A 12,085-nucleotide genomic window follows, 5' to 3' on the forward strand; every position below is an offset into this window, starting at 1 on the left:
TAAACGCATTTCTTCGTCTATTCCCATTCCCGTAAATAAGCCACATCCTGCTAATGGTTATTGTGTCGCAATTAAGAGACACAGCTAGTAAATAATTCGTGGTTGCGCAAACCTGGCGTTTCGATTATTTATTTCAGGTCAAAAGATTAAATCTTTTCTCCTGCTTATTGCGCAATTTTTCTGGCTTTTGAGCTAGAGTTTCTTTAGGATTAATCCCAACTGGCGATTAGTTATACCGATTGTTTAGAAACGTTACGATAAGTGGTGTCGATTGTATGAGGCTAGCAATGTCTTCAGGCAGTGAGGAATCGCAGCAGGATCCATCCCTGAAACGTAAGGCATGGATGGCGGTGTTTTTGGTGTCAGCCTTGTTCTGGCTGGTTGTGGCGCTGGTTGCCTGGCATTTTTGGGGGTAGCTATGTCTACTCGGGATAGGGGTCCTGCACCTAAAGTTGTGGCCCGCAACAGCGGCAAACCACGAAAAGACGTTAAGAAAGAGGGAAGCACGCCACCTGAAGGCTGGACGCTGACGAAACAGCAGCAGGCCTTTATTGATTTGTTTTCTGAAGACGATAGCAAAAAACAATAAAATCGTTATTGAATTGTTTATTTTTTCTGCGGAATTAAACGTGCTTTTTATTTACCGCAGGGCAACCTGTTATTCACTAATAATTACACACAGCAATACATTTTGGTGATTGCTTAATTAAGCAGTCTTGTTGCATATAGTCACATTGAGTTAACTCTATGAATAATCACAATGCCGTGAAATATTGGTCATGGATCGGTGCTTTCACGCTGTCTGCCTTGTTTTGGGTAGAAGTGCTGCGTGTCTTCGCGAATTAATCTTCGTTGAGTGGCTGAGCGCCGCTGTCTTACTGCTTCGAATAATCCTCCCGATTCGCCTCTCGCCCCGACATTCCGTTGGGGCGTTTGTTTATTCACGGTTTATTCCCTTCGCCTCATTTATCAATTTGGGTTGTTATCAAATCGTTACGGCAGGTTTGTGTTATCTTTAATAGTGACCCTGCGAATAATCAGGGCACTCGCTATCCCTGTCATAAAGGAGGAGCTATGTCGTTAACCCTACGCGAAGCCAGTAAGGACACTCTACGGGCGCTAAATAAAACCTGGCATTACTACAGCTTGCCGCTGGCCGCAAAAGAGCTGGGGGATATCAGCCGGTTACCTAAGTCGCTAAAAGTTTTACTGGAGAACCTGCTGCGCTGGCAGGATGAAGACTCCGTCACCCGCGAAGATATTCATGCCCTGGCCGGCTGGCTGAAACAGGCCCACGCCGACCGCGAAATTGCCTATCGTCCTGCCAGGGTACTGATGCAGGACTTCACTGGCGTACCGGCGGTGGTCGATCTTGCCGCAATGCGTGAGGCCGTTAAGCGCCTCGGCGGTGATGTGGCGAAAGTTAACCCGCTTTCCCCGGTCGATTTGGTGATTGACCACTCGGTGACCGTCGACCATTTCGGCGACAACGATGCCTTCGAGGAAAACGTTCGTCTTGAAATGGAGCGCAATCACGAGCGCTATGTCTTTCTACGCTGGGGCCAGCAGGCCTTCAGCCGTTTCAGCGTTGTGCCACCCGGTACCGGCATTTGCCACCAGGTGAACCTTGAGTACCTGGGCAAAGCCGTCTGGAGTGAAGAACAGAACGGCGAACTTGTCGCTTACCCTGACACGCTGGTTGGCACCGACTCGCATACCACGATGATTAATGGCCTTGGCGTGCTGGGCTGGGGAGTGGGCGGTATCGAAGCTGAAGCGGCGATGCTGGGCCAGCCGGTATCTATGCTGATCCCCGATGTGGTCGGCTTTAAGCTTGAGGGCAAACTGCGGGAAGGGATCACCGCGACGGACCTTGTGCTGACCGTCACCCAGATGCTGCGTAAACACGGCGTAGTGGGCAAATTTGTTGAGTTTTACGGCGACGGGCTTGATTCGTTGCCGCTCGCCGACCGGGCAACGATCGCCAACATGTCTCCAGAATACGGTGCGACCTGCGGTTTCTTCCCGATCGACGGCGTAACGCTGGAATATATGCGCCTCAGCGGGCGTAGCGAAGAGCAGGTGGCTCTGGTTGAAGCTTACGCTAAGGCGCAGGGCATGTGGCGCAATACGGGAGATGAACCCGTGTTTACCAGCACGCTCTCTCTAAACATGCATGACGTTGAGGCAAGCCTGGCCGGGCCAAAACGCCCGCAGGATCGTGTCCCGCTCGGCGGAGTGCCAAAAGCGTTTGCCGCCAGCAACGAACTTGAAGTCAACGCTTCCCACAAAGATCGTCATCCGGTCAGCTACACGCTGGCGGGCGAAGAGCATCAATTGCCGGATGGCGCCGTGGTGATTGCCGCTATCACCTCCTGTACCAACACGTCAAACCCCAGCGTGCTGATGGCGGCAGGGTTGCTGGCTAAAAAAGCCGTCAGTCTGGGGCTGAAGCCGCAGCCTTGGGTGAAGGCCTCGCTTGCGCCGGGATCTAAGGTGGTCTCGGATTATCTGGCGAAAGCCAAATTAACCCCATACCTTGATGAGCTGGGCTTTAACCTGGTGGGTTACGGCTGTACTACCTGCATAGGCAACTCTGGTCCGCTGCCCGATCCTATCGAGCAGGCGATTAAAAAAGGCGATCTTACCGTGGGCGCGGTGCTTTCCGGCAACCGCAACTTCGAAGGCCGTATTCACCCGCTGGTGAAAACGAACTGGCTGGCCTCACCGCCGCTTGTCGTCGCCTACGCGCTGGCTGGAAACATGAACATCGACCTGACTAAAGAGCCATTAGGGCAGGATAAAAATGGCGCTGACGTCTACCTGAAAGACATCTGGCCGGGCAGCCAGGAAATTGCTGCGGCTGTCGCGCAGGTGACTACCGAGATGTTCCACAAAGAATATGCTGAAGTGTTTGAAGGTACCGAAGAGTGGCGCAGCATTGAGGTGGCGCGGTCGGCCACCTACGGCTGGCAGGACGACTCAACCTATATCCGACTGTCGCCGTTCTTTGACGAGATGGGCGCCGAGCCAAAACCAGTGGAAGATATTCACGGGGCTAACGTGCTGGCGATGCTGGGGGATTCAGTCACTACCGACCATATTTCCCCGGCGGGGAGCATTAAACCTGACAGCCCGGCGGGGCGCTACCTGCAGGGGCATGGCGTAGAGCGCAGAGACTTTAACTCCTACGGTTCGCGTCGTGGTAACCATGAAGTCATGATGCGCGGGACGTTTGCCAACATTCGTATTCGCAACGAGATGGTGCCAGGCGTTGAAGGCGGCATGACGCGGTTACTGCCGGGTGAAGAAGTTCTGTCTATTTATGACGCTGCAATGCGTTACAAAGAGCGGGGCATTCCGCTGGCGGTGATCGCCGGGAAAGAGTATGGCTCCGGTTCAAGCCGCGACTGGGCGGCCAAAGGCCCTCGCTTGCTGGGCGTCCGGGTGGTCATTGCCGAATCGTTCGAACGTATTCACCGCTCGAACCTTATCGGCATGGGCATTTTACCGCTGGAGTTCCCTCAGGGCGTCACGCGAAAAACGCTGGGGCTGACGGGGGAGGAAAAGCTGGATATTAGCGGGTTAAACCAACTGAAACCTGGCGCCAGCGTGCCGGTTACGCTGACCTTTGCCGACGGGCGCCAACAGGTCATTGATTGCCGCTGCCGCATTGATACCGGCAATGAGCTGACCTATTTCCGTCACGACGGCATCCTGCATTATGTGATCAGGAATATGCTGAAGTAAGAAACGACAAAGCCCCTGAAAAGGGGCTTTTTTACGAGATGAGCGTCTTTACTCAGACAGCAGATGGCCCATTTTGGCGGCTTTAGTGTCGAGATAATGCGCATTTTTCGGGTTACGGCCGACGATGAGCGGTACGCGCTCAACAATGTTGATCCCGGCTTCAGTCAAAATTTCGACTTTTTTCGGGTTGTTGGTGAGTAAACGCACGGCATCCACGCCCAGCAGCTTGAACATGTCGGCGCACAGCGTAAAGTCACGTTCGTCGGCGGCAAAGCCGAGCTGGTGATTAGCCTCTACCGTGTCGTAGCCTTTATCCTGCAGCGCATAGGCCCGGATTTTATTCAGCAGCCCGATATTACGGCCTTCCTGGCGATGGTAAAGCAGCACGCCACGGCCTTGTTCAGCTATGTGGGTTAACGCGGCTTCAAGCTGGAAGCCGCAGTCACAGCGCAGGCTGAACAGCGCATCACCGGTCAGACATTCGGAGTGGACGCGCGCGAGCACGGGCTCTTCACCGCTAATATCCCCGAAAACCAGGGCAACATGATCCTGCCCCGTTGCCACTTCTTCAAAACCCACCATCAGGAAATCGCCCCAGGGGGTTGGCAGTTTGGCTTCTGCCACACGTTTAAGCTGCATGTGATTCTCCAGGTACTTATTTTGACACCGTGGTGTCTGCCAGAAGTCTGGCCTGTACGTTAATGTCAGATATTTTGCCATAACGCGCGGTCGTTCGCTTCATTGACAGATTAAAAAGCCATTTTTGCCAATGACGGCATCGCGGTTTAACCTTCCTGGGCATTTTTCGGTTATTCTTTAAAGGCTTTCATTATCATGAGGTTTTCATGCAGGCAATAGCAAAACGCATCACCGCAGGCACAACGCTTCTGTTAATCATGCCGTTAATCGTCTGGTTCAGCGGCTGGGAATGGGCCCCAGGGGGCGATGAAAGCGTGTTAAAAATGCTTTATTGGGTCACTGAGACCGTGACGCAGCCCTGGGGAGTCATTACGCATGTTGTGCTTTGTGCCTGGTTTCTGTGGTGCCTGCGTTATCGCCTTAAGCCTGCGCTGATGTTATTTGCTATCCTCGCTGCCGCTATCCTTATAGGTCAGGGCATTAAGTCCGTTATCAAGAACAAAGTGCAGGAACCCCGGCCATTCGTCGTCTGGCTTGAAAAAACTCACCATATCACTACCGACCAGTTCTACACTTTAAAGCGTACTCAGCGTGCGGAACTGGTGAAAGCGCAGCTGGAAGGTCAGGATGAAATTCCCGGGTGGTTACGTAAACACTGGCAGTTTGAAACCGGCTTCGCTTTTCCTTCTGGTCACACGATGTTTGCTGCCAGTTGGGCGCTGTTGGGCGTAGGATTACTTTGGCCGCGCAGGCGGACGTTTACGCTGGTGGTATTGTTGTTATGGGCAACGGGCGTAATGGGAAGCCGACTGTGGCTGGGCATGCATTGGCCACGTGACCTGGTTGTCGCCACGATTATCTCTGGTTTGTTAGTTATTCTGGCGACCTGGCTGGCGCAGCGCTGGTGTGGGCCGCTGACTCCGCCTGCAGAAGAAGACCAGGAAATAGCCGAACGGCATGAAAAAAGTTGAGAATAGTGTTTTAACCCCCATTTCTTATGCATTCGGGGAGGTTAATGGATTCCCCGGTTTCGCCTGAAATGGTAGTTTATACCTCCGGGACTCATTTTTGGCATAGCTAAGCCAGCTGTGACCACATAACGGGATGTCATGTGAAATATTTACTCATTTTCTTACTGGTACTTGCCATCTTTGTGGTGTCTATCACTTTAGGGGCGCAAAACGATCAGGTTGTGAACTTTAATTACCTGTTAGCGCAAGGCGAGTACCGGGTGTCTACTTTGCTGGCGACGCTGTTTGCGGCAGGGTTTATTCTTGGATGGCTGATTTGCGGTCTGTTCTGGCTGCGCATCCGTGTGTCCCTGGCCCGTGCTGAGCGAAAAATTAAACGTCTTGAGCAACAGGTTACCCCTACTACTGATGTTTCGGCGCCCGTTGTGCCGGCCGTGAAGGAATAATCTTTTATGTTGGAACTGCTGTTTCTGCTGTTACCCATTGCAGCCGCTTATGGCTGGTATATGGGGCGCAGAAGTGCGCTGCAAGACAAACAGCAGGAGGCCAGTCGCCTTTCTCGCGACTATGTCGCCGGGGTGAACTTCCTGTTGGCTAACCAGCAGGACAAAGCGGTTGATCTGTTCCTCGACATGCTTAAAGAGGACACCGGCACCGTTGAAGCTCACCTCACGTTAGGGAATCTCTTCCGCCAGCGTGGCGAGGTTGATCGGGCTATCCGTATCCACCAGTCGCTGATGGAAAGCGCGTCGTTGAACTACGACCAGCGTCTGCTTGCCGTGCAGCAACTCGGCAAAGACTACATGGCCGCCGGGCTTTATGACCGCGCCGAAGATATGTTCAGCCAGCTTATCGACGAAACCGACTTCCGCATCAGCGCGCTGCAGCAGCTGCTGCAAATTCACCAGGCAACAAGCGACTGGCAGAAAGCCATCGACGTGGCCGAACGGCTGGTTAAGCTCGGCAAAGACAAACAGCGTGTGGAAATCGCGCACTTCTACTGTGAACTTGCGCTGCAAAACATTGGCAATGACGACACGGACAAGGCCATGTCCCTGCTTAAAAAAGGGGCGGCTGCAGATAAAAATTGTGCCCGGGTCTCCATCATGATGGGGCGTATTTTCATGGAAAAAGGCGAATATGCCAAAGCGGTAGATTCGTTAAAACGCGTAATTGAGCAAGATAGCGAACTGGTCAGCGAAACGCTGGAGATGCTGCAGGTGTGCTATCAACAGCTAGGCAAACCTGACGAGTGGGAAACTTTCCTCAAGCGTTGCGTGGAAGAAAACAGCGGGGCAGTGGCAGAGCTTATGCTGGCGAGCATTCTCGAGCAGCGCGAAGGCGCTGAAACGGCTCAGATGTATATCAACCGTCAACTGCAACGGCATCCAACAATGCGGGTATTCCATCGTCTGATGGATTACCACCTGCATGAGGCGGAGGAAGGGCGAGCGAAAGAAAGCTTGATGGTACTGAGGGATATGGTGGGCGAGCAAATTCGCACCAAGCCCCGCTATCGCTGTCAAAAATGCGGCTTTACTGCCTACACCATGTACTGGCATTGCCCATCCTGCCGCGCCTGGTCAACGGTGAAACCAATTCGCGGGCTGGATGGGCAATAGCCCGCGTTTTTTAAAAACCCATACTTTAGTTACAACATACTATTAAATGCTTCATCGTCCCCAGCTTCAGCATCGTGCAACTTTCGCTTAGCAGGGGGCAATCGCGGCTGTAAATTTACCTGGCTGACGAGTAGAATGCTGCCGTTTAACTTTTTTGCGCCGCGCTGGTGCCCAACAGTCAGAAGGTTTTGCCATGAATTCAACTGCGTCATCCTCCTCCCGTGTTGCCACTGAATCGCCGATAGTCGTTGCTCTTGATTATGATAATCGCGATAGCGCCCTGGCCTTTGTCGACCGTATCGACCCGCGCGACTGCCGTCTGAAAGTTGGGAAGGAGATGTTTACCCTGTTTGGTCCACAGCTGGTGGGCGACCTGCAACAGCGCGGGTTTGATGTCTTCCTCGATCTGAAATTCCACGATATCCCGAACACCACCGCGCGGGCCGTCACGGCTGCTGCAGAAATGGGCGTGTGGATGGTCAACGTTCATGCTACGGGTGGAGCCCGAATGATGCGCGCCGCAAAAGAAGCACTTGCCCCATTTGGGAAAGATGCGCCGTTGCTGATCGCCGTTACCGTTTTGACCAGCATGGAAGCCAGCGACCTGGCCGATCTGGGCATTACCGCCAGCCCGGCAGACTATGCCGAGCGTCTGGCGACGCTGACCAAAGAGTGTGGCCTGGACGGCGTAGTGTGCTCTGCGCAAGAGGCGGTACGTTTTAAGGCGGCGTTAGGCCGAGAATTCAAGCTTATTACCCCAGGCATTCGCCCGATGGGCAGTGATGCCGGCGATCAGCGCCGCATCATGACACCGCAGCAGGCTCTGCAAGCCGGAGTAGACTTTATGGTCATTGGGCGTCCGATCACCCAATCTGCTGACCCGGCGCAGACTTTGCGCGATATTCGCGCCTCGCTGGCGCAGGGGGCTTGATGAAAGACAATAATAGCCGGCTGGTTTACTCCACGGAAACCGGGCGTATAGACGAACCTAAAGTTGAAGTTCAGCGCCCAAAAGGCGACGGCATTGTGCGCATTCAAAAGCAGACCAGCGGCCGCAAAGGGAAGGGCGTATGCCTGATTTCTGGTATTGATGCCGACGATGCGACGCTGGCAGCCATTGCTGCGGAGCTGAAAAAGAAATGTGGCTGCGGTGGCGCGGTCAAAGACGGCGTGATTGAAATCCAGGGCGATAAGCGCGATTTGATAAAATCATTGCTTGAAGCGAAAGGCATGAAAGTGAAACTCGCGGGCGGGTAATTCGGAATAATATTAATTATTGGGCCACGGCAAATACCGTGGCCTTTTATTTTTACTGCTGTTAGTCAGACCTGAAAATTAACACGTAATGAATTCGTCAAAGCGAGTTAGCTTTTGCTGGCGTCCTGCCTTATTTACCCACCTGGTGACCGATAATACCGCCTACTGCCGCACCGCCAAGCGTACCCAGCGTGCTGCCGTCGGTCAGTACTGCGCCACCCAGCGCACCGGCACCTGCGCCGATTGCCGTGTTGCGGTCACGCTTAGACCAGTTAGAACATGCACTCAGGGACATTGCGAGGGTAATAGCCAGCATTGCAGCGGCCACTTTTTTGTTATTTAAGGTCATCATACTTTCTCCAGAATAATTGATTCACGGAAGCCAGTCTCAGGTAAGTATAGTAAGAATTCACCACTTTACCGGGCGGTTCGTGAAACGATGTCGCGATATAAGCTTAAAAAAGGGCAGGTGCGTTTATTACTCCCTGTTATATCGCTAAATTCTATTCTATTTTTTCCGTATGATTAACACAGGTAAAAACTCTTAATTCCAGCGTGGGAATATTCTGAGAGAGAAGAGGCCCGCGCGCGGCACGGGCAGCAGAGACTTAGACGGCGGCGTAGGGGTCAACAATATCCACCTGCAGGTGGACTGCTTTCAGTTGCTCCAGCGTCTCCTGGCTAATTGCGGCGTCGGTGATAACGCGGTTGAAGCGTGAAATCGGGCCCAAAGTATACGGATGCACGTTGCCAAACTTGCTGCTGTCCGTCAGCACAATGGCCTCGCTACCTTTCTCCAGCACAGAATTCACCACGTCGGTACGCAGCATATCGCGCCCGGTAAAACCGGTTTCCGGCAAGAAACCGTCGATGCCGATAAAAGCCTTACTGAAATGCAGCTGCTGGATAAACTGGCGGGTAAGCGGCCCGACCATGCTTTCGCTTTTCTTCTGATAGATCCCGCCGACCAGAATGACTTCACAATCGGTGTCTTTCAGCAAATGGGCAATGTAGCTGCTGACGGTGATCAGCGTGACCTTTTTTTGCTCCGCCAGAGTACGGGCGAGAAGCGCGTTGCTGCTGCCGTTTTCGATAAACACGGTTTCACCATCACTCACCAGCGAGGCGGCATATTGCGCAAGCTGCAGCTTGAGGGTGTAGTTGTTCATCATGCGAGTTTCAACATCATCGCTATCCAGCGGGACGGCAAAACCATGCGTGCGACGAAGGTAATTATTTTTTTCAAGCAGGTTCAAATCCTGGCGGATGGTGACTTCTGAAACGCCGGTTGTTTTCGCCAGAGAGGCGACGCTAACCCGGCCTTGATCGATAACCATCTGCAGGATAATTTGTTGTCTTGAGTTCATGTCAGCCAGTAGTCAGGCGGGGGATTAACCCCGCCTTCTCGTCAAAGAGTATGTTCCGTGCGGGCTATAATATCATCCTGCGCGTCAGGAGATAAGGCCGTAAAGAAGGCCGAGTATCCTGCAACCCTTACCACCAAATCTCGATATTTATCAGGATTTTGTTTGGCATCAAGCAGTGTTTCGCGGGAGACAATGTTGTACTGAACGTGCCAGCCCTTGTGTGATTCGAAGAAGGTGCGCAGCATAAACATTAATTTTTCACGATCGCGTGGATTATCTAACGTTGAAGGATTCAGTTTTTGGTTCAATAAAACACCGCCGAGGATTTTATTGGTCGGCAGTTTGCCCACGGAACTGATGACCGCCGTAGGGCCCAGATGATCGGTCCCGGACGCGGGGCTGGCGCCTTCTGCCAAAGGTGTATGTGCTCTCCGGCCATCCGGTGTGGCCATCGTGGCTGCGCCAAACGGCACGTTTGCTGAAATAGAAGAGGTTCCCGCGTAGTATGTTCCGCCAACAGGGCCGCGGCCAAAGCGCGTGTTGTGATAGCGCTTAAGTTCATCAATGTAGGTTTGATAGGCGCGGGCGAGCAGCATATCGACTTCGTCATCGTCGTTGCCGTATTTTGGCGCGCCGTTGATTAGTCGCTGGCGAAGCTGCTCGCCGCTCAGCCCGACAAAATCGTTGGCCAGGGCATCCGCCAGCTGTTGCTGCCCGATGATGCCCTGTTCAAAGACCAGTTTGTTTACGGCTGAAAGGCTATTCCCAAGATTGGCAATCCCGACCTGAAGTCCTGAAACCCAGTCGTATTTGGCGCCACCTTGCTTGATACTTTTGCCTCGTTCAATGCAATCATCCACCAGCGCCGAACAAAGAATATCGTGCGCGTTTTCTTCCAACACGGTATCTACCACGCATTCGATCTCGATCGATTTTTGCGTGTAATAACGAATTTGCTGGTCCCAGGCGTCGAGGACTTCGTCAAACGAAGTGAAATTGCCTTCAGACAGCGCCTTTTGCTGTGGGAGAAAAATGCTTCCGCTGGTGGCATCCCGGCCATGTTCAAGGCTTGCCAGCATCACGCGGGCAAAGTTGATGAAGCTCATGCCGGTGCAACGGTAGCCCCATTTTCCGCCGACGGCGGTTTCAATGCAGCCGATAGCCGCATAGTCATAAGCATCTTCCCGGCTGACGCCAAGCTTAATGAATGCCTCGATAACAATTTCATCATTGTTAAACGCCGGCATGCCGAATCCGCAGCGAATCACCTGCACACAGGCATCAAGGAAGTCGCTGCTCATCCCGGCGTGATAGCGAACGCTGAGGTTAGGCTGCGTTGAGCGCAGGCGGCCGCAGGACTCAAGAATGGCGTAGGAGAGCGGGTTAACGGCATCCACCGCGACGCCGTGCACCAGCGTTTGTCCTCCGATGGTGACGTTTTGGTAAAGCGGGCTGCCGGCGGAGGCTTTTGAATGCGAGCCGGAGCGAATTTTATTCACCTCAAGCAGCTTCAGCCAGCAGCTTTGCAGCAGTTCAATGGCCTGTTCCCGGCTGGTGGTTTGCTGTAATTCTACATCCCGGCGGTACCACGGATAAAGGTACTGATCGAGCCGACCAAAGGAGACGGAGTGCCCGTTGGATTCAATTTGCAGTACAAGCTGTACGAAATAGCTGAGCTGTAAAGCCTGCCAGAAAGTGACCGGCGGATTGCTGGCGATATGTTCGCAGTTTTCAGCGATCGCCAACAGTTCATCCCGGCGTGCCTCTCGTTTTTCGTCGGAGGCCATTTTCTTCGCCAATTCTGCGTAGCGTAATATATGGTCGCTCAGGGCAACAAAAGTCATATCAATGGCTTTCAGGAACTGCTCTTTGTGCAGGTCGTCCCAGTCGGTAAGTTGCAAACGCCCGCGTCGCTCGGCGACTTTGTCACGCAACCCACTAATACCCAGCTCAAGCAGCAGCGGGAAATTCACCGCCAGGTGAGCGTCGCCGGAAGTCATATTGCCTTCGGCTTTTATGATCCCGGTCGCCAGCAGTGCCTTTTGCTCGTCGGTAAACATGCCATAACAGCGATCCTGCACCGTCTGCCCGCGCCACCAGGGGCAAACTTCATGCATGACCGCTTTATCCGCGTCGGAAATTGAAAAGCCGGCACCCGGACGGTCGCCAAGCTCGTCGATTTCGCTCTCAATCCAACCCACGGTGTATTCCGGGAAGAACGGCGCCCCGCGCACATGGCTTGCTTGGTTGCCGACGATCAGCTCGTCATGTTTTATCCAGATGGTCCGCTCCGCCAGATGATGGGCTAGCGCCATCGCGCGGCGAACCGGCAGCGGTTTATCCTGATGCCGCTGGTAAACAGCAGTGTAGTGGCGGGCACGCTCGGTGCAGACCGGCGGCTTCACGATATGTATCAGCGCTTCTTTGTGCGCCTTTATACGTGGGCTGAGAAAATTCAGGTTCAGTTCGGTCATGATGA

Annotated in this window: 13 protein-coding genes; 9 read left to right on the forward strand and 4 right to left on the reverse strand. The window is 53.4% G+C overall.

The annotated features are described in order from the left end of the window. Window positions 1-287 precede the first annotated feature (287 nt). From WFN87_RS06985 to acnA, 4 genes are all read left to right on the forward strand, one after another. Complete coding sequence (locus WFN87_RS06985) at window positions 288-416, forward strand: YmiA family putative membrane protein (RefSeq protein WP_008461320.1); 129 nt, start codon at window positions 288-290, stop codon at window positions 414-416. 2 nt (window positions 417-418) lie between these two features. Beyond that, a complete protein-coding gene (locus WFN87_RS06990) occupies window positions 419-589 on the forward strand; it encodes a hypothetical protein (protein WP_157141453.1) in 171 nt (56 codons plus the stop codon). Window positions 590-747: 158 nt separating this feature from the next. Then, window positions 748-846 carry a small membrane protein YmiC gene (ymiC, locus tag WFN87_RS06995; RefSeq protein WP_273969969.1) on the forward strand — a complete coding sequence of 33 codons (99 nt, stop codon included), beginning with the start codon at window positions 748-750 and terminating at the stop codon, window positions 844-846. Between the two features lie 228 nt (window positions 847-1,074). After that, window positions 1,075-3,750 (forward strand): aconitate hydratase AcnA, encoded by a 2,676-nt coding sequence (acnA, locus tag WFN87_RS07000; protein ID WP_166992086.1) that lies wholly within the window; start codon window positions 1,075-1,077, stop codon window positions 3,748-3,750. 48 nt (window positions 3,751-3,798) lie between these two features. Here the strand turns inward: acnA and ribA are convergent, their stop codons facing one another. Next, window positions 3,799-4,389 carry a GTP cyclohydrolase II gene (ribA, locus tag WFN87_RS07005; protein ID WP_008461322.1) on the reverse strand — a complete coding sequence of 197 codons (591 nt, stop codon included), beginning with the start codon at window positions 4,387-4,389 and terminating at the stop codon, window positions 3,799-3,801. 206 nt (window positions 4,390-4,595) lie between these two features. On the opposite strand from ribA, the gene pgpB reads away from it, so the two are divergent. The 5 genes from pgpB to yciH all read left to right on the forward strand — a co-directional run bounded on the left by pgpB (window position 4,596) and on the right by yciH (window position 8,239). Continuing rightward, window positions 4,596-5,360: a phosphatidylglycerophosphatase B gene (pgpB, locus tag WFN87_RS07010; RefSeq protein ID WP_008461323.1), complete on the forward strand. Its 765-nt coding sequence runs from the start codon at window positions 4,596-4,598 to the stop codon at window positions 5,358-5,360. Between the two features lie 140 nt (window positions 5,361-5,500). Beyond that, window positions 5,501-5,806: a LapA family protein gene (locus WFN87_RS07015; protein ID WP_336982312.1), complete on the forward strand. Its 306-nt coding sequence runs from the start codon at window positions 5,501-5,503 to the stop codon at window positions 5,804-5,806. Between the two features lie 6 nt (window positions 5,807-5,812). After that, window positions 5,813-6,982 carry a lipopolysaccharide assembly protein LapB gene (lapB, locus tag WFN87_RS07020; RefSeq protein ID WP_008461326.1) on the forward strand — a complete coding sequence of 390 codons (1,170 nt, stop codon included), beginning with the start codon at window positions 5,813-5,815 and terminating at the stop codon, window positions 6,980-6,982. Between the two features lie 193 nt (window positions 6,983-7,175). Next, a complete protein-coding gene (gene pyrF / locus WFN87_RS07025; protein WP_336982311.1) occupies window positions 7,176-7,913 on the forward strand; it encodes an orotidine-5'-phosphate decarboxylase in 738 nt (245 codons plus the stop codon). Further along, a complete protein-coding gene (gene yciH, locus WFN87_RS07030; protein ID WP_166873417.1) occupies window positions 7,913-8,239 on the forward strand; it encodes a stress response translation initiation inhibitor YciH in 327 nt (108 codons plus the stop codon). Before pyrF ends, yciH begins: the two co-directional genes overlap by 1 nt. Window positions 8,240-8,369: 130 nt before the next feature. On the opposite strand, the gene osmB is transcribed toward yciH, so the two are convergent. The 3 genes from osmB to WFN87_RS07045 all read right to left on the reverse strand — a co-directional run bounded on the left by osmB (window position 8,370) and on the right by WFN87_RS07045 (window position 12,080). Continuing rightward, window positions 8,370-8,588: an osmotically-inducible lipoprotein OsmB gene (gene osmB, locus WFN87_RS07035; protein WP_008461331.1), complete on the reverse strand. Its 219-nt coding sequence runs from the start codon at window positions 8,586-8,588 to the stop codon at window positions 8,370-8,372. 259 nt (window positions 8,589-8,847) lie between these two features. Continuing rightward, window positions 8,848-9,606 (reverse strand): DNA-binding transcriptional regulator YciT, encoded by a 759-nt coding sequence (gene yciT / locus WFN87_RS07040; RefSeq protein WP_166992097.1) that lies wholly within the window; start codon window positions 9,604-9,606, stop codon window positions 8,848-8,850. A gap of 41 nt (window positions 9,607-9,647) precedes the next feature. Then, a complete protein-coding gene (locus tag WFN87_RS07045; RefSeq protein ID WP_336982310.1) occupies window positions 9,648-12,080 on the reverse strand; it encodes a formate C-acetyltransferase/glycerol dehydratase family glycyl radical enzyme in 2,433 nt (810 codons plus the stop codon). Window positions 12,081-12,085: the final 5 nt, after the last annotated feature.

Source organism: Cedecea sp. AS113 (assembly GCF_037152415.1).
GTDB lineage: Bacteria > Pseudomonadota > Gammaproteobacteria > Enterobacterales > Enterobacteriaceae > Cedecea.